The sequence below is a fragment of the Streptomyces sp. NPDC002566 genome (assembly GCF_042889585.1).
Taxonomy (GTDB): domain Bacteria; phylum Actinomycetota; class Actinomycetes; order Streptomycetales; family Streptomycetaceae; genus Streptomyces.
Genome location: NZ_JBIARD010000001.1, coordinates 215,449 through 232,825, shown reverse-complemented (window position 1 = coordinate 232,825; position 17,377 = coordinate 215,449). Strand labels below are relative to the sequence as shown.

Here is a 17,377-nt window from a genome sequence, read left to right as displayed (position 1 = left end):
GAGTCGAGTGGTACTGTCCTGGCGCAAATTTCTGGACGACGCACGCAACGATCGATCGCCCACGACCTGCGAGGTGCCGCCCGTGCCCGCGTTCGACCTGCCCCTGCCCGATCTTGAGCGCCACCGTCCCGACATCGACGAGCCCGCCGACTTCGACGCGTTCTGGCACGACACGCTGAAGGACGCCGGGCGGCACGAACCGCTGGTCTCGGTCCGGCCCGTGGAGACCGGTCTGCGACTGACCCGGACCTGGGACGTGACGTTCCGCGGCTTCGCGGGCGATCCGGTGCGCGCCTGGTACAGCCGGCCCGCGCGGCCTCGTGACGAGGAGCCGGCCGAGCCCCTGCCGGCGGTCGTCGAGTACGTCGGCTACGGCCGCGGCCGGGGTCTGCCCCATGAGCGGCTGACCTGGGTCAACGCGGGCTGTGCGCACCTGCTGATGGACAACCGCGGTCAGGGTGACCAGTACGGCAACGGCGGCGGCACCCCGGATCCGCACGCCACCGCACCGGGCGGCCCCGGCCCGGCCGTGCGCGGGATCCTCTCCCCGCACGACTACCACTACCGCCGTCTGATCACGGACGCCGTGCGCGCGGTGACGGCGGTGCGGGCGCTGCCGGGGGTGGACGGGACACGGGTCGTCGCCGCCGGCAACAGCCAGGGCGGCGGCCTCGCCCTGGCCGTGGCGGGCCTGGTGCCCGACCTGGCCGCCGTCCTGGTCACCGCGCCGCTGCTGTGCGGCGTGCGCCGCGCGCTGGATCTCACCGACGCCGGACCCTACGGCGAGATCGCCGCGTACCTGGGCGTTCACCGGGGGGCCGAGCGGGCCGCGTACCGCACCCTCTCCTACGTCGAGGGGGTCTCCTTCGCGCGCCGCGCCCACGCCCCGGCGCACTTCGGCACGGGGCTGCGGGACACGGTGTGCCCGCCGAGCGGGGCGTACGGGGCGTTCAACCGGTACGGGGAGCTGACGGGCGGGGCCGTCCGCAAGGAGATGCACGCGTACCCGTACAACGGGCACGAGGGAGGCGAGGCGGAGCAGGTGCGGCGTCAACTGCTCTGGCTGGGCGAGGTTTTGGAGAAGTGAGCGTGCTCACCGTTCGCCGGTGACGGCGGCCCGCCGGCAGTCCTCGGGCCGCACCAGCGGATCCGGTGGGCGGAGAGGCACATCCGCCCACCGGATCCGTGTTCCGTCGTCCGCCGGGGCGGACCGAGCGGAACGGCTCAACCCACGCGGCAGGGAAGGCCGGTGGCGCTGTCGCCGCCGCTTCCGGAGACCACGTATCCGAACGTCGCGCTCTGGCCCGGACTCAACGAGCCGTTCCAGCCCGCGTTGTGGACCATCACCGCCTGGCCGCTGTAGGTGGCGGTGCCGTTCCACAGGCTGTCGACCTTCTGGCCGGCGGGCAGGGACCAGTCGACCATCCAGCCGAGCATCGGCACGTCACCGGAGTTGGTGACGGTCACCTCGGACTGGTAGCCGCCGCTCCAGGTGCCGGTCGTCCTGCGGGTGGCGGTGCAGGCGCCGGGGACGGGCTCGGTCGGGTTGCCGGGCTCGTGGATACCGGTGACCTCGCCGTTGCCGCCGTCGAAGACGACGTCGGAGCAGGAGTAGAAGGTCTCCTGGCTGTCGGAGCGCTGCCAGACCATGTAGATGATGTGGCGTCCCGACTTGCCGGCCGGAAGCCGCCCGTTCCAGCTGTAGTTGGCCTCGACCGTGCCGGGACTGCCCTTGAGCGGCGGGTGGTCGACGGAGAGGAAGGGGCGGTCCTCGATGTCGTTCCAGGTGAGGGTCCTGGTCGGGTCGAAGCCGTCCTTGGTGACGTAGACGTAGAACCAACCCGGGTGGGCGGCCCAGGCGTTGTAGGAGAAGTCGACGGACGCGCCGGCGGTCAGGTGGGTCAGCGGCCAGTCGTTGCGGGCGGCGTTGAAGCCGGTGAAGTTGGTGTTGCCGCCGCTGCACAGCTGCCCGTCGGGCACGAAGCCGCGGGTGCGGCCGGCGCCGTCGGAGCGCAGCACCGAGAACCAGTTGTAGAACGGCGTGGTGCCGCTGACCTGTTGGGCGTTCTTGCAGGCCGGGTTGACGGGCTTGATCTCGCCGGTGTCGGTCAGTGCGTCCTGCCAGCACAGGAAGGTGCGGCTGCCGGGTTTCATGGGGGTGCCGTGGGCCTCGGCCCTGCCGCCGGTGCTGAGGATCAGGCCGATGGCGGGGACGGCGGCGAGGAGGGAGACGAAGACGAGGAGGAGGGCTCTGGCGCGTAAGCCCGGTCCTCTTTTGGCCATGATCATGACACTTCGCATGACGGAGTCCGTCCTTCCGTGTACGGACCGTGCGGGTGGGGGGCGGTGCCGGTGGAACGACGCGGCCCGAGGGCCGACGCGGGCGTGCGTGTGGGGGTGCGGAAGAGACGTGAAGCGGGAGCGAACCCGGGCGGGTTCCGGTCCACCGGATGGGAGCGCTCCCACCTCACCTGAGCCGGAAGATAACCGCAGAGCGTGAGTTTGTAAACGCCTGCCGCGGCTACCGACCCGTCGGGGGTGGACCGGGGCGTTGTCTGGGCGGTGTCGGAGCTTCAGCGCGGGCGTCGGCCGGCTGTGATCGGGGCCGTCGTGTGGCCATGGCCGGAGCCGGGGGTGTGCGGTCGCCGCAGGATCGGCGCAGTACGGCCGCAGGCAGAGCCGGGCCTTCCGCCGCCCTCGGGGCCGCCGCCGTCCGGCCGCCGTCGGGGCCGGCATCGGTCGACTGCGGGCCGGGGCCATACGGCCGCCGTCGAAGTCGGCGTTGTACAGCGGCGGTCGGGTTCGGCACGGTCCGGCAGCATCACAGCGCCGTCGTGCGACCTCAGTCGCGGTCGGAGGCGGGCGGACTCGGCCGCGCCCTGCGCCGTACGGCCGCCCTGGGAGCCGGCCCCGTCCGGCAGCATCACAGCCCCGTCGTGCGACCTCAGTCGCGGTCGGAGGCGGGCGGACTCGGCCGCGCCCTGCGCCGTACGGCCGCCCTGGGAGCCGGCCCCGTCCGGCAGCCGTCAAGGCCGCCCTCGTGCGGCCGTAGTGCGGGTGGAGTCGTGCGACCGCGGTCGGAGTTGGCGTCGGACGGCCGCAGTCCAGTCGGCATCATCCGGCCACCGTCGGAGTCGGCACCGTCCGCCGGCGGGCGGGGCCGGCGTCGGGCGGCCGCCCTCGGGGTCAGGTCGGGCGGTCGCTGTCGGGCCGGCGTCGTACGGCCACCGTCGGAGACGACGTCGGCGCCGCCCGGTCGCCGTCGGGGTCCCCGGCGGCGGCGTCGGCGGCCCTCTCACACCGGCGGGCCCTGCGACAGGCCTCGGACCAGCGCCAGTTGCCTCCCACTTGCGGCATCGCCGTTCGGTCTGCTCATCAGCCACCAGACCAGCACGGCGGCCACCGCGATGACTCCCAGGCAGACGTAGGGGTCACCCCTGGTCTCCATGTAGAAGGCCACGCCGGCGAACGCGAAGCCGAGCAGGCCCGCGATCCACGCCCTGCGTCGGTCCTCCCGTTCGCCGGCCTGCACCCGCTGCCTGATCAGATCGAGAACACGACCCTTGTCGCCCTCGTTCAACTTGCCCAGGGCGTCCAGGAATTCGGCCGGTGGCCAGATGGAGTCTGCCGACGTCTCCGATTTCACGCGCGCCATGACGGCCCCCCTCGCTCCTCTGCAGGAAGGTACAGGTGGCGCGATGCTCCTTCCATCCGAATGAGCGATCCCCCACTCCTCGGGGTGAAACGGCGCAGGGCCGCACCCCCGGGGTGGGGGTGCGGCCCTGTGGCGGCCAGGGGCCGCCGTGGCGGGTGTCGCCGCTTACTTGCGGATCAGGCTGCGCAGCACGTACTGCATGATGCCGCCGTTGCGGTAGTAGTCGGCCTCGCCCGGGGTGTCGATGCGGACGACCGCGTCGAACTCGACGCCCGTGTCGGTGATGACCTTCACCGTGCGCGGGGTGGTGCCGTTGTTGAGCTCCTCGACACCGGTGAAGGAGAAGGTCTCCTCGCCGGTCAGGCCGAGGGTCTCGGCGGACTGGCCCTCCGGGAACTGGAGCGGCAGCACGCCCATGCCGATCAGGTTCGAGCGGTGGATGCGCTCGTAGGACTCGGCGATGACGGCCTTCACGCCGAGCAGCGCGGTGCCCTTGGCGGCCCAGTCGCGGGACGAGCCGGAGCCGTACTCCTTGCCGGCCAGGATGACCAGCGGGATGCCCTGCTCGATGTAGTTGCGCGAGGCGTCGTAGATGAACGCCACCGGCGCGTCGGCCTGGGTGAAGTCGCGGGTGTAGCCGCCCTCGGTGCCCGGCGCGATCTGGTTGCGCAGGCGGATGTTGGCGAACGTGCCGCGGATCATGACCTCGTGGTTGCCTCGGCGGGAGCCGTAGGAGTTGAAGTCACGACGCTCCACACCGTGCTCGGTGAGGTACTTGCCGGCCGGGGTGTCGGCCTTGATGGCGCCGGCCGGGGAGATGTGGTCGGTGGTGACCGAGTCGCCCAGCTTGGCGAGCACGCGCGCGCCGGTGATGTCGGTGACCGGGGACGGCTCGTGCGCCATGCCCTCGAAGTACGGGGGCTTGCGGACGTAGGTCGACTCGGCGTCCCACTCGAAGGTGTTGCCGGTCGGGATCGGCAGCGCCTGCCACTGGGCGTCGCCCGCGAAGACGTCCTGGTAGGACTTGGAGAACATGTCCTCGCCGATGGCGTTGGCGACGACGTCGTTGACCTCGGCCTCGGAGGGCCAGATGTCCTTGAGGAAGACCGGGTTGCCGTCCTGGTCGGTGCCCAGGGCGTCGCGCGTGATGTCGACCTTCATGGAGCCGGCGAGGGCGTAGGCGACGACCAGCGGCGGGGACGCCAGGTAGTTCATCTTGACGTCGGGGTTGATACGGCCCTCGAAGTTCCGGTTGCCGGAGAGGACCGAGGTGACCGCGAGGTCGTGGTCGTTGACGGCCTTGGAGACCTCCTCCGGCAGCGGGCCGGAGTTGCCGATGCAGGTGGTGCAGCCGTAACCGACGAGGTTGAAGCCGACCTTGTCGAGGTACGGGGTCAGGCCCGCCTTGTCGAAGTAGTCGGTGACGACCTTCGAGCCGGGCGCGAGGGTGGTCTTGACCCACGGCTTGCGGGTCAGGCCCTTCTCCACGGCCTTCTTCGCGACGAGCGCGGCGGCGACCATGACGTACGGGTTCGAGGTGTTGGTGCAGGAGGTGATGGCCGCGACCGTCACCGCACCGTGGTCGATCTCGTAGGTCGAGCCGTCGGGGGCGGTCACGGTGACCGGGTTGGACGGGACGGCGGAGGCGGGGCCGTCGGCGTGCTGCGGCGCGCCGGCGCCGTTCTCCTGGCTGCCGTAGGCGGGGGCGTCGGAGGCCGGGAAGGACTCGGCGCTGGCCTCGTCGACCGGGGAGGCCGCGGCGGCGGGCGTCTGCGCGACGGGCGCGTCGACGTAGTTGAGGACGTCCTTGGCGAACTGCTCGGCTGCGTCGGCGAGGACGATGCGGTCCTGCGGGCGCTTCGGGCCGGCGATGGAGGGGACGACCGTCGAGAGGTCCAGTTCGAGCTTCTCGGAGAAGTCCGGCTCGGCCTTCGGGTCCAGCCAGAGGCCCTGCTCCTTGGCGTAGGCCTCGACGAGCGCGACCTGCTGCTCGGAACGGCCGGTCAGCTTCAGGTAGTTCAGGGTCTCGTCGTCGATCGGGAAGATCGCGGCGGTGGAGCCGAACTCCGGGGACATGTTGCCGATGGTGGCGCGGTTCGCCAGGGAGGTGGCGGCGACGCCCTCGCCGTAGAACTCGACGAACTTGCCGACGACGCCGTGCTTGCGCAGCATCTCGGTGATGGTGAGCACGAGGTCGGTGGCGGTGGTGCCGGGCCGGAGCTCACCGGTGAGCTTGAAGCCGACGACGCGCGGGATGAGCATGGAGACCGGCTGGCCGAGCATCGCGGCCTCGGCCTCGATGCCGCCGACGCCCCAGCCGAGGACGCCGAGGCCGTTGACCATGGTGGTGTGCGAGTCGGTGCCGACGAGGGTGTCGGGGTACGCCTGGCCGCCTCGGACCATGACCGTGCGCGCCAGGTGCTCGATGTTGACCTGGTGGACGATGCCGGTGCCGGGCGGGACGACCTTGAACTCGTCGAAGGCGGTCTGGCCCCAGCGCAGGAACTGGTAGCGCTCCTTGTTGCGGCCGTACTCCAGCTCCACGTTCTGCGCGAAGGCGTCGTGGCTGCCGAACTTGTCGGCGATGACGGAGTGGTCGATGACCAGCTCGGCCGGGGCCAGCGGGTTGATCTTCGCCGGGTCGCCGCCGAGCTCCTTGACGGCCTCACGCATGGTGGCGAGGTCGACGACACAGGGGACGCCGGTGAAGTCCTGCATGATCACGCGGGCCGGCGTGAACTGGATCTCCTGGGAGGGCTGGGCCTGCGAGTCCCAGTTGCCGAGGGCGCGGATGTGGTCGGCGGTGATGTTCGCGCCGTCCTCCGTGCGGAGCAGGTTCTCCAGCAGGACCTTGAGGCTGTACGGCAGGCGGGCCGAGCCCTCCACCTTGTCCAGCCGGAAGATCTCGTACGACTCGTCGCCCACCTGCAGCGTGCTGCGGGCGTCGAAGCTGTTCGCCGACACGACAGTCTCCTTCATTGATGTGCGCGTACCACCGCATCCTGCCGCCACGCGAGCTTGTCCGATCCGCTGAGGTCAGGCTAAGTTAGGTAACCCTTACTGCCAGACCGGGATGCGTGCGACTGCGGTGCGCCTCGGCAGATATCTCGATGTCGAGATAACTCTAGTACATGAGGGCTGATTGGTCATGCCCGGGCCCGGCGTCCCGCCCCGGTGACCCCGGGGAGTCCCGGTCCTTCCTAAAGGGATTGCGCACCGGGGACGGGGTCGGATAGACGTTGCGACCGAGCCTCCGCCGCAAGGGCGGCGGGCAACGGCAGCGAGAGGAGGGACAAGCCGATGATCCGCATGATCACCGCGCTCACGTCCTTCCGGGGCGCGGATCGCGTCTGACCCCGGAGCGGACGGGCGCCTTCACCGGAGCGTGCCTGAACGTGGAACACGACAGCGTGACCCTGCGTCCCATCAAGGGACGCGAAGAACTCGACCTCTTCTCCCGACTGCCCTACGTCCTCGACGCGGAACTGGCGGACGACCTGGCCGCCGGCCGCCGACGCCCGGAATGGATGTGGATGGCCCTGCGCGGCGACCGCCTGCTGGCCAGAGTCGCCTGGTGGGGTCGGGCGGGCAGCGGCACACCCCTCATCCTGGACGTCCTCGACATCGACGACCACGGCGCGCGTTCCGATCATGCGGACATCGCGGCGCGACTCCTGCACACCGCGATGGCCGCCACCCTTCCGCACGGATCGCGTCCCCCGGAATACAGCCGTCTCGTCCCGCCGGACTGGCGCGCGAACGCGGCGACCAGACAGGCCGTCGAGGACCGCATGGCGGTACTGGAGAGGGCCGGCGCCCGACTCTTCGTCGAACGGCTGCGGCTGGAGTGGCGTCCGGAATCGCCGGTGCCCACACACACCGAGCGCCTTGCGTTCCGGCCGGCCCCTGACACCGGGGAGCTCGTCGCCTTGATGACCCTGGCCCTGGACGGCACCCTCGACGCACACGGCTGTGACGATCTGACCCGGATGTCCGCTCAGGACGCGGCTCTCAAGCACTACGAGGACGAACTCGCGCGCTACACCAGTCCACGAGACTGGTGGCGGATCGCGACGCTGCCCTACGGAGAGCCGGTGGGGTTCGTCCTCCCCGCCCACAACGGCTACAACGCGATCATCGCCTACATCGCGGTCCTACCCGCGCACCGCGGCAACGGCTACGTCGACGACCTTCTCGCCGAGGGCACCCGCATCCTCGCCGAACAGGACGTCCCCCGCGTCCGCGCGTCCACCGACCTCGGCAACGTCCCGATGGCGAACGCCTTCCGGCGCGCCGGGTACGTCGGCTTCGGCGGTGAGATCAACATGACCTGGAGCTGACCGGGCACCGGGCGGGGCGCCTCGAACGCCTACGCCTGAGGCCGCGTGGCCATGACAGCGCGGGGCGGGGGTAGACGACGGCGGAGAACGCTTTCCGCTGCACGACCCGACGAAGGAGGCCCGATGGCCCTCACGTTCCGCAAGAGTTTCCGGATCCTGCCCGGTGTGCGCCTGAACATCAACCGGCACTCCTGGTCCATCACCACCGGCGGCGGCTCGCACGGCCCCCGGCACACCCACAGCAGCACCGGCCGCCGTACGACCTCCATGGACCTGCCCGGCCCCTTCGGCTGGCGTCGCACCCGTACCGCCAAGCGACGCTGACGGGTCCTCACCCGAACGGCCCCCTCGGTGAGGCGCAATCTCATATCTGAGATAACCTCAGCCTCATGGCAGACGACTACCTCGTACGCATCGGCAAGCTCATCCGTGACGCCCGTCAGCACCGGGGCTGGACTCAGGCACAGCTGGCCGAGGCGCTAGGAACCAGCCAGAGCGCCGTCAACCGTATCGAGCGCGGAAACCAGAACATCAGCCTTGAGATGATCGCTCGAATCGGCGAGGCGCTGGACAGCGAAATCGTCTCTCTGGGCTATGCGGGACCGATGCATCTGCGCGTCGTGGGGCGCCGGCGGCTGTCCGGCGCCATCGACGTGAAGACCAGCAAAAACGCCTGCGTCGCCCTGCTCTGCGCCTCCCTGCTCAACCGGGGACGCACGGTACTGCGGCGGGTGGCCCGCATCGAGGAGGTCTACCGCCTCCTGGAGGTGCTCAACTCCATCGGCGTGCGCACGCGGTGGATCAACGACGGCGTGGACCTGGAGATCGTCCCGCCGGCCCGGCTGGACATGGACGCGATCGACGCCGAGGCCGCCGTGCGCACCCGGTCGATCATCATGTTCTTCGGCCCGCTGCTGCACCGTATGGACCACTTCAAGCTGCCGTACGCCGGCGGCTGCGACCTCGGGACGCGGACCATCGAGCCGCACATGATCGCGCTGCGCCGGTTCGGGCTGGACATCGCCGCGACGGAGGGGCAGTACCACGCCCAGGTCGACCGGACGGCCCGCCCGGACCGGCCGATCGTGCTGACCGAGCGCGGCGACACCGTGACGGAGAACGCGCTGCTGGCCGCCGCCCGGCACGCCGGCGTGACCGTCATCCGCAACGCCTCCTCCAACTACATGGTCCAGGACCTGTGCTTCTTCCTGGAGGCGCTCGGCGTCAAGGTCGAGGGCATCGGCACGACCACGCTCACCGTGCACGGCGTTCCGGACATCGACGTCGACGTCGACTACTCCCCCTCCGAGGACCCGGTCGAGGCGATGAGCCTGCTGGCCGCCGCCGTCGTCACCGAATCGGAGCTGACAGTGCGCCGGGTGCCGATCGAGTTCCTGGAGATCGAGCTGGCCGTCCTGGAGGAAATGGGGCTCGACCACGACCGCACCCCGGAGTACCCGGCCGACAACGGCCGCACCCGCCTGGTGGACCTCACCGTGCGGCCCTCCAAGCTGGAGGCGCCGATCGACAAGATCCACCCGATGCCGTTCCCCGGTCTGAACATCGACAACGTCCCCTTCTTCGCGGCCATCGCGGCCGTCGCCCAGGGCAAGACCCTCATCCACGACTGGGTCTACGACAACCGCGCGATCTACCTCACCGACCTCAACCGCCTGGGCGGACGGCTCCAGTTGCTGGACCCGCACCGCGTCCTGGTCGAGGGCCCCACCCGCTGGCGCGCCGCCGAGATGATGTGCCCGCCCGCGCTGCGCCCCGCGGTGGTCGTCCTGCTGGCGATGATGGCGGCCGAGGGCACGTCCGTCCTGCGCAACGTGTACGTCATCAACCGCGGTTACGAGGACCTGGCGGAGCGGCTGAACACGATCGGCGCCCAGATCGAGACGTTCCGGGACATCTGAGCCGCCGCCCCCCTGACTCCCTTGTCATGAGCAGCGGGACGAACGCGGCCGTGAGCCACCGCGCGCGGCGGAGGCTCACGGTCGTCGTCGCGTTCGGCTCACCAGGAGCAGTCGGGCACGCCGGCGATCTTCTCGCCGCCCTGGATGTAGATGTTGTTGACCCAGCCGACCCTGCCGTCGGCCAGTTCGAGCAGGGTCCACCAGCGGTTGCTGTAACCGCTGTCGCGGATGGTCTCGCCCTCGCGCTGGCAGTGAGCCTGTGCCGTGGTGCGCGAGACGGTGGCGACGACGGTCGGGCAGGTCCCCCGCGACGGGTAGAAGACGCAGTCCGCGTCGGCCCCGTCATGGCGGACGTTGACGCCGGTGGCCCAGATGTAGACGGAGGTCAGGGCCGCGCGGGCGGGTGCGGGTCGCGGTGTCGCGGGGGCCGCGGAGGCCGCGGTCGGCGACGCGATCAGGACGGTGGCGGCCAGGGCGGCGGCCGTGGCCGCCACCCTGGTCAGGCTTCTCGTGTTCATGGGCCTCCGTGGTCCGGGGTGCGCGACGGGTGCGGGGAGCGTGGTCTGCCGGAAGGGCTAGACGTACTCGCAGTCGATGGTGGGGTCCGAGGGGCCGTCGACCGGGGCGCCGGGCACCGGGGAGTTGTTGGAGCCGCCGCTGACGTAGACCGCCGAGATCCAGCCCAGTGTCCGGCCCGGCGTGATGACCTGCACCCAGTAGGTGTTGGTGTACGGGCCGTCGGTCACGCGGCCGGCCGCGCCGTTGCCGACCTGGCAGTACGCCTGGACCCTGACCCTGGTGAGCACCTCGTCGGTCGCGAGGGAGCAGGAGGTGCTCTGGCACGAGCGCACCCGTACGTCGCTGGCCCACACGTACACGGACCCGGTGGGCGGGTGCGCGGCGGCCGGCTGCGCGCCGACGACGAGGAGCGACGCGACGACCGCCAGCAGGCCGGCGAGCGTCCTGAGCGCCCTGCCGGCGAGGCCTCCCCTGCCGCGGTCGCGTGCCCGGCCGTCGTCCTCCGCGCGGCCCTCGTGTCCGCGTCGTGCGTGCTCGCTCGTCGCCGGTGACGTGTGCGTCATCGTCATCGTGGGTTCCTTCCCCGAAGCGGCAGCGGCGGCGGGCGCCGCCCTGTCCGTGTGAGGGACGGGCGGTGGGCGGAGCCCGTATGACCGCCGCCGCGCGCCGCCGGCGGCGGGGGCTCAGCCGGCCGGGGCGTCCTCGGTCGCCTCGCGGCTGCCGAGTTCGAGGAAGACGCGCCGGGCTTCCTTCCTCAGTTCCTGTGCCGGCCCGGTGTCTCCCCGGCCCTGGGCGGCGGAGGCGAGGTCGCGGAGGGTGCGGGCGCGCCACAGGGGGAGGTCCAGCTTCTCCCAGAGGCCGATGGCTCGGCGCAGGTCATCGGTCGCGGAAGACCAGTCGGACGCCGCGAGGTGCCATTCGCCGAGCGTCCGCAGGACGAGGGCCTCACCGAACATGTCCTGGCGCTCACGGGTGAGGTCCAGGCACCGGTCCAGGCGTTCGCGGGACTCGGCCATCCGGCCCTGCCGGAACTCGACCTTGGCGAGGGACTGGCTCGCGTACATCACCCCATACGCGTCGCCCGTCTCCTCGAAGAGGGCGAGCGACCTGCGCAGCAGCTGCTCCGCCGCGCGCAGTTCCCCCCGCGCCCGGTGCCACAGGCCCTGTGCGCGCAGGGTGAGTGCTTCCCCGTGCCGGTCGCGGGCCGCCGTGTACAGCCGGTGGGAGCGGGACAGGGCGTCCCACGCCTCCTCGTAGCGGCCCTGGTCGCGGTGCACGCAGCCCATGCCGTACAGCACATGGGCCGTGAAGGCGTCGTCCTCCGGCTCCCGGTTCTGAGCGAGGGCCGCCGTCAGCAGGGTCAACGCCTCGTCGAAACGGGCCTGTTCGCGGCGGGCCGCGCCCATGCCGGCCAGTGTCTGCGCCCGCCCGCGCGGTACGTCCCTGTCCTCGAAGAGCCGCAGCGCCGCGGCGAACAGGGCGTACGCGTCGTCGAAGCGGTCCTGTTCCAGGCGGAGTTGCCCGAGGCCCTGCAACAGCCAGGCCTCGCCCTCGACGTCGCCGCCGCGGCGTGCCGCGACCAGGGCGACGTCGTGGGAGCGGGACCAGGCGTCGAAGCCGTTGTAGAGCGCGGCGGAGGCCGCCATGAGGGCGGTGGCCAGTTCCCGCGCCGCGTCGAGCATGCCGTGCTCCGCGCAGTGGGTCACCGCCGCGAGCAGACATCGTTGTTCGGCGGCGAACCAGGCGGTGGGCTCGGCGGCCGGGTGGGAGCCCTGGTCCTGCCGGCCTGGTGCGAAGGGTGACGCCGAGCGGGAGGCCAGGTTCAGCGTCTCGTACAGCGCGTCGTGTGCCGCTCCGGTGGTGAGCGGGAAGAGGCGCGACGCCCCGCCGGGGCCGCGGGCCGCCGCGCTGCGGGCCATGTCCAGCCAGCGGTCCACGAGCCGGCGGACCGCCGCCTCCCGCTCGCCGCGGTCCTCGTCGGCCAGGCAGCGTTCCCGGGCGTGCTCGCGCGCGAGATCGTGGATGCGGTAGCGGGTCCTGCCGGTCTCGTCGGTGCGGACCACCTCCACGAAGTAGAAGTCGACGAGCCGCTCCACCGCTTCCTCGGCCTCGTCGGCGGTGACGTCTAGGAGCGGGCCCGCGACCCAGGCCGCGAAGTCCGGCAGGTCCATCAAGGCCAGTCGGCGCAGGGCGCGTTGCTCTTGCGCGCCGAGGTCCGCGTAGCCGAGTCCGAGGCTCGCGCGCACCTCCAGGTCGCCGGCCTGGAGTTCGTCCAGTCGGCGGCGCTCGTCGCGCAGCCGTGCGGCGAGCCGGTCCGGCGTCCAGTGCGGGCGGGCGGCGAGGCGGGCGCCGGCGACGCGGACGGCGAGCGGGAGCCGTCCGCACAGGGCGACGATCTCGGCGGCCCGCGCGGGCTCCACTCCGGCCCGCGCCGGTCCCGCCACGCGGGCCAGCAGGTCGAGGGCCTCCGCCTCGGAGGGCACGTCGAGATCGAGGTGGGCGGCGCCCTCGATCGCGACCAGCCGGCGCCGGCTGGTGACCAGCACGGCGGAGCCGCCGCCCGGGGGCAGCAGAGGGCGCAGCAGCGCCTCGTTGACAGCGTTATCGAGGATCAGCAGCACCCGGCGTCGTGCGATGTGGGTGCGGTAGAGCCCGAGGAGGTCCTCCTCGTCCCGGGCGGGGGTGTCGGGGTCGACGCCGAGGGCGCGCAGCAGCCGGGCGAGGGCGTCGGCGGTCCGTACGGGCTCCAGGTCGGAGGCACGCAGGTCCACGAAGAGCCGGCCGTCGGGGAAGAGCGCGGCGGTGCGGTGGCCCACGTGCACGGCGAGCGCGGTCTTGCCGGTGCCCGAGCGGCCGGAGACGACGCCGATGGGTGGTGCGGTGCGCTCGGGGTCTCGGACCCGTTCCAGTACGGCGGTCGCCCAGGCGATCTGCTCGGAGCGCCCCGCGAAGTCGGCTACGTCCGGAGGCAGTTGGGAGGGCGCGGGGCGTCGGTCCGTGGTGTCGCGGGGTGGTTCGGCGTCCTCGTGGGGCGGTTCGGCGCCGTCGCGCGGGTGCGGGAACGGAGGGTCGTCACCGGGGGCGTGCGGCGGGGCGGCGCTGTGGGCCCGCTCGGGAGCCGTGCGGGCGGCGGGCGTGGCGGGCCGTCGGGCCGGGGCGCCGAGCACGTCGGTGTCGGCTCGGAGCAACGCCTGGTGCAGGGCGCGCAGTTCCGGCCCGGGATCGATGCCGAGTTCGGTACGCAGGAGGCGGCGGCCCTCTTCGTAGGAGCGCAGCGCGTCGGCCACGCGGCCGGCGCGGAACAGCGCGGTCATCAACTGACCGCGGGGCCGCTCACGCAGGGGGTTGGCGGCGACATGGGCGACGAGTTCGGCGACGAGGTCGGTGCCGCGGTTCAGGTCCAGCTCGGCGGCGAATCGGAACTCCTTTGCCTCCAGCCGCAGTTCACGCAGACGCATGGCCTCGACGCGGGCGAAGGACTGGCCCAGGCCTTCGAGGGCGTCCTGGCCGCGCCACAGCCGCAGGCCCTCCTCCAGGGTGTCGACGGCGTCCTCGGGCCGGCCGTCGAGCGCCGCCCGGCGTCCGGCGGCGCAGGCCTGTTCGAAGCGCCGGGCGTCGACGGCGGCGGGCGGCAGGTCGGCGACGTATCCCGGCGAACGGGTGCCGATCACGCCGTCGCCCTCGGTGCCGGCCAGGGCGCGGCGCAGGCCTGACACATGGGTGGCGACGAGCGCCCGTGCGGTGGCGGGCGGCTCCTCCTCCCACACCAGGTCGACCAGGCGCCCGGCGGAGAGAACTTCACCCGGATGAATGACGAGAGCGGCCAGTATGGCCGTCGGTTTACCGCCGTTGAGCGGAATCCGCTTTCCTTCGCTCCATACCTCGACAGGGCCCAGAAGGCGAACGTCCACCGTGATCCCCCGATTTCGCGTTCCCGCAGTCGGGGACAAGATACCGGCGGCCGACGGCGGGCATGCCTCATGCCGGACCGCCCTTTTTCACACGGCGGACCGGCGTGAACGTCACTTGGCCGGAATTCGACGGGGACCCGGTGGGATTACCTCCTCATGCGAAGTGGCGACTGTCCGATGTCGAACGGAAGACGCTGTAGGCGGGGCGCCCGTATGAGGGACCGGCCGTATTACGCGCATACCGGCGCGGCGGATTCTCATGCCGTCTGCAGAGGTTCTGCAGGCTTTCTGCAGGGCTTCTGCAGACGGCGTACAGGTGCGCTGCAGGTGTTCTGCAGAGGCCCTTCAGACGCTGTGTGCGTGACAGAACTCATCCTGCTCTCGGACCGGCGCGTGGCCGAGACCCCCGTGGTCGACAACGGCGAACGACTGGTCGACGCCCGCGACTCGGCCGTACTGCGCGTCGACGCCCGCAAGGCCGACGCCGACGGTTCGTACGCGCACGTCCGGGCCGACGTCCTGCGCCGGCTGCTGCTCGCCCAGGGCGCGTTGCCCAAGGGCGTACGCCTGCTCCTGGTCGAGGGGTTCCGCCCGCCGGCGTTGCAGCGCAGCTACTTCGACGCCTACTCGGCCACGCTGCGCCGCGCCCACCCCGACGCCTCACCGGCCCGCATCCGTGAGCTGGCCAGCGCCTACATCTCGCCCCCGGAGGTCGCGCCCCACGTCAGCGGCGGCGCGGTGGATCTGACCCTGTGCACCGAGGACGGCAGGGAACTCCCCCTCGGCACCGAGGTCAACGCCACGCCGGAGGAGAGCGAGGGCGGCTGCCGCACCGCCGCGACCAACATCGACGCCGAGGCACGGGCCAACCGGCTGCTGCTGCACCGGGCGATGACGGCGGCGGGCTTCGTCAACTACCCGACCGAGTGGTGGCACTGGTCGTACGGCGACCGGTACTGGGCGCTGCTGACCACCGCGCCCGCCGCCGAGTACGGGCCCGCCGACCGGTAGCGAACGTCACGCACCCGACCGCACAGCGCCTCACCGCAGCCCGCATCACCGCACAGCACCTCACCGCAGCCCGCACCACCGCACAGCACCTCACCGCAGCCCGCACCACCGCACAGCACCTCACCGCAGCCCGCACCACCGCACCGCACCGTGAGACAGACCCGGGGGAACACCGTGCAGACCATCTCCGACCCGCCGCCGACGACGACCACGACCGACACGCCCACCGCCGGAGCCGCGGCCGCCTCACCTACCGCGGTGGAGGCCGGCCGCGCCGACCACATGACCGCGGCCGAGTTCGACGAGGCGTTCACGGCGGTGATGCCGAGACTGCGGCGCCGGCTGCTGGCGCTGACGGGCGACCCGCACGACGCCGACGACCTGCTCCAGGAGACGTACGTCCGACTCTCCCACCGGGCTCGCGCCCGCACCCTGGCGCGTCAGCAGCAGCCGTACGCCTACACGTGTGCGGCGGCGCTGAACCTGCTGCGCGACTCCTGGCGGCATCCCGCACGCCGTGAGCACTGCACCGACCGGCTGCCCGAACGGGGCTGGGACGGCGGCTTCGCGACCAGGGAGGCGGAGTCGGCGGCCGCTTCCCTGCTGAGCGGGCTGTCCCCCAAGGAGGCGGCCGCCGTGATCCTCGTCGACATCGAGGGGCTGACCCACGACATGGCGGGCGAGCGGCTCGGCGCGCACCGCGGCACCGTCCAGCGCAACCGCATGCGCGGGCTCGCCAAAATGCGCGCCGCGCATACGAAACCGGCGCCACAACCGTCTCCACGACGAAAGCCATGAAAGCCACGAAGCCCATGAAAGCTGCGAAGCCCGTGGCAGCTGCGAGAGGTGCGAAAGCCGCGTAGGCGGCATGCGCCTGAGGCGGACCGACCAGCCGTCTCACCCGTCCGCGGGCCTCACCATCCACCCACCTCGTCCGTTGACCCGGTGATCCAGTCGTCTCGCTGATCACCCGCCACAGCGCCACATGAACCAGGGGGACCCCACCATGCGCCGTGCACACCGCACTCAGCGAACCCACCGAACCCACCGAACCCACCGCACCGTCGCGTCCGCCGGCGGGCTGCTCCTCGCCACCGCACTGGCCTGCACCGGCACGGCGTACGCCGCCCCGGCCGGCGTGCCCGCGGCGTCCACCGCCTCCGCGGCCGCCGCCGACTGCCGTGCGCTGACCGGCGCGCCGGCGCAGGCGCAGGCGATCGTCAACGCCGCGTGCTCCCAGATCGGGGTGCCGTACTCCTGGGGCGGCGGCTCCATCCACGGGCCGACGTACGGCCAGGACTACCCGGGCGGCGGCCCCGGCGCCCACGACAGCCAGGTGAGGGGCTTCGACTGCTCGCACCTCGTGCAGTACGCGGCATGGCAGGGCGCCGGGATCAGCCTGCCCGAGGGGTCGTGGAACCAGGCCCAGTGGAGCGGCGCCACGGCCCGGTTCTCGCGGGCCGACGGCCTCGCCCCGCTGCAGCCGGGCGACCTGCTGCTGTGGGGGACGAACCCGTCGAACCTCAACAGCGTGCACCACATCGCCGTCTACCTCGGCAACGGCAAGATGGTCGAGGCGCGGGAGTCCGGCACGCTGGTGATGGTCAGCGACGTGCGGATGAACGCCCAGTACGCGGGCGCCCTGCGCATCGTCGGGGGTGGCGAACAACCGCCGGCGAACACGAAGCGGTTCATGACCTGGGGCACCGACGTGAGCCTGCGCCCGGACCCCGGCACCGCCAGGCCCCCGGTCGGCACGCTGCCCCGGCCCACCGCGGTCGACGTCCTGTGCCAGACGCACGGGGAGGTGGTCAGGGCCGAGGGATACGTCAACGACGCCTGGTCCTACCTGCCGAAGTACAACGCCTGGATCTCGAACATCTACATCGACGACCCGGCTGCCTGGCTGCCCGGCGTCCCCAACTGCTGAGCCCGGCCCGCCCGGTGACCCGTCGCCGGCCGGTCACCCACGTCCCGATCACGCACGTCCCGATCACCACGCACGTCCCGATCACCACGCAC

General features: G+C 71.9%; 13 protein-coding genes. 7 read left to right on the top strand and 6 right to left on the bottom strand.

Annotated elements, in window-relative coordinates:
* Positions 1–82: 82 nt before the first annotated feature.
* Positions 83–1,087, top strand: coding sequence for an acetylxylan esterase (locus ACFYXA_RS00895; RefSeq protein ID WP_389027177.1), 1,005 nt, complete (start codon positions 83–85; stop codon positions 1,085–1,087).
* A gap of 137 nt (positions 1,088–1,224) precedes the next feature.
* Here ACFYXA_RS00895 and ACFYXA_RS00890 read toward each other — a convergent pair whose 3' ends face one another.
* The 3 genes from ACFYXA_RS00890 to ACFYXA_RS00880 form a co-directional block, all read right to left on the bottom strand.
* Entirely contained in the window at positions 1,225–2,301 is a 1,077-nt protein-coding gene (locus ACFYXA_RS00890) for a lytic polysaccharide monooxygenase (protein WP_389027175.1), read from the bottom strand.
* A 994-nt stretch (positions 2,302–3,295) separates the two neighbouring features.
* A complete protein-coding gene (locus tag ACFYXA_RS00885) occupies positions 3,296–3,655 on the bottom strand; it encodes a hypothetical protein (RefSeq protein ID WP_389027173.1) in 360 nt (119 codons plus the stop codon).
* A 165-nt stretch (positions 3,656–3,820) separates the two neighbouring features.
* Positions 3,821–6,619, bottom strand: a complete 2,799-nt coding sequence (locus tag ACFYXA_RS00880; RefSeq protein WP_389027171.1) for an aconitate hydratase — start codon at positions 6,617–6,619, stop codon at positions 3,821–3,823.
* A 431-nt stretch (positions 6,620–7,050) separates the two neighbouring features.
* Between ACFYXA_RS00880 and ACFYXA_RS00875 the strand changes: the two genes are divergently transcribed.
* The 3 genes from ACFYXA_RS00875 to ACFYXA_RS00865 all read left to right on the top strand — a co-directional run bounded on the left by ACFYXA_RS00875 (position 7,051) and on the right by ACFYXA_RS00865 (position 9,914).
* Positions 7,051–7,995, top strand: coding sequence for a GNAT family N-acetyltransferase (locus ACFYXA_RS00875; RefSeq protein ID WP_352245922.1), 945 nt, complete (start codon positions 7,051–7,053; stop codon positions 7,993–7,995).
* A gap of 123 nt (positions 7,996–8,118) precedes the next feature.
* The gene (locus ACFYXA_RS00870; RefSeq protein ID WP_352245921.1) at positions 8,119–8,319 is read left to right on the top strand and encodes a DUF4236 domain-containing protein; all 201 of its coding nucleotides are present in this window, start codon (positions 8,119–8,121) and stop codon (positions 8,317–8,319) included.
* Positions 8,320–8,384: 65 nt separating this feature from the next.
* Positions 8,385–9,914 (top strand): helix-turn-helix domain-containing protein, encoded by a 1,530-nt coding sequence (locus ACFYXA_RS00865; RefSeq protein WP_389027168.1) that lies wholly within the window; start codon positions 8,385–8,387, stop codon positions 9,912–9,914.
* A 98-nt stretch (positions 9,915–10,012) separates the two neighbouring features.
* Here the strand turns inward: ACFYXA_RS00865 and ACFYXA_RS00860 are convergent, their stop codons facing one another.
* From ACFYXA_RS00860 to ACFYXA_RS00850, 3 genes are all read right to left on the bottom strand, one after another.
* On the bottom strand, positions 10,013–10,432 hold the full coding sequence (locus ACFYXA_RS00860; protein WP_352245919.1) for a peptidase M23: 420 nt from the start codon (positions 10,430–10,432) through the stop codon (positions 10,013–10,015).
* 57 nt (positions 10,433–10,489) lie between these two features.
* Positions 10,490–11,002 carry a hypothetical protein gene (locus ACFYXA_RS00855; RefSeq protein ID WP_389027166.1) on the bottom strand — a complete coding sequence of 171 codons (513 nt, stop codon included), beginning with the start codon at positions 11,000–11,002 and terminating at the stop codon, positions 10,490–10,492.
* A 114-nt stretch (positions 11,003–11,116) separates the two neighbouring features.
* Positions 11,117–14,344, bottom strand: a complete 3,228-nt coding sequence (locus tag ACFYXA_RS00850; RefSeq protein WP_389027165.1) for a BTAD domain-containing putative transcriptional regulator — start codon at positions 14,342–14,344, stop codon at positions 11,117–11,119.
* A gap of 360 nt (positions 14,345–14,704) precedes the next feature.
* On the opposite strand from ACFYXA_RS00850, the gene ACFYXA_RS00845 reads away from it, so the two are divergent.
* The 3 genes from ACFYXA_RS00845 to ACFYXA_RS00835 all read left to right on the top strand — a co-directional run bounded on the left by ACFYXA_RS00845 (position 14,705) and on the right by ACFYXA_RS00835 (position 17,285).
* Positions 14,705–15,355: a M15 family metallopeptidase gene (locus ACFYXA_RS00845; RefSeq protein WP_389027163.1), complete on the top strand. Its 651-nt coding sequence runs from the start codon at positions 14,705–14,707 to the stop codon at positions 15,353–15,355.
* A gap of 282 nt (positions 15,356–15,637) precedes the next feature.
* Entirely contained in the window at positions 15,638–16,153 is a 516-nt protein-coding gene (locus ACFYXA_RS00840) for an RNA polymerase sigma factor (RefSeq protein WP_389028979.1), read from the top strand.
* A gap of 208 nt (positions 16,154–16,361) precedes the next feature.
* Complete coding sequence (locus ACFYXA_RS00835) at positions 16,362–17,285, top strand: C40 family peptidase (protein WP_389027161.1); 924 nt, start codon at positions 16,362–16,364, stop codon at positions 17,283–17,285.
* The last annotated feature ends 92 nt before the right edge of the window (positions 17,286–17,377 follow it).

Bases quoted from the DNA above. Each gene is read 5' to 3' on its own strand.
- ACFYXA_RS00890 (WP_389027175.1), bottom strand. From the start codon at position 2,301: ATGCGAAGTGTCATGATCATGGCCAAAAGAGGACCGGGCTTACGCGCC.
- ACFYXA_RS00885 (WP_389027173.1), bottom strand. From the start codon at position 3,655: ATGGCGCGCGTGAAATCGGAGACGTCGGCAGACTCCATCTGGCCACCG.
- ACFYXA_RS00870 (WP_352245921.1), top strand. From the start codon at position 8,119: ATGGCCCTCACGTTCCGCAAGAGTTTCCGGATCCTGCCCGGTGTGCGC.
- ACFYXA_RS00865 (WP_389027168.1), top strand. From the start codon at position 8,385: ATGGCAGACGACTACCTCGTACGCATCGGCAAGCTCATCCGTGACGCC.
- ACFYXA_RS00860 (WP_352245919.1), bottom strand. From the start codon at position 10,432: ATGAACACGAGAAGCCTGACCAGGGTGGCGGCCACGGCCGCCGCCCTG.
- ACFYXA_RS00855 (WP_389027166.1), bottom strand. From the start codon at position 11,002: ATGACGATGACGCACACGTCACCGGCGACGAGCGAGCACGCACGACGC.
- ACFYXA_RS00840 (WP_389028979.1), top strand. From the start codon at position 15,638: ATGACCGCGGCCGAGTTCGACGAGGCGTTCACGGCGGTGATGCCGAGA.
- ACFYXA_RS00835 (WP_389027161.1), top strand. From the start codon at position 16,362: ATGCGCCGTGCACACCGCACTCAGCGAACCCACCGAACCCACCGAACC.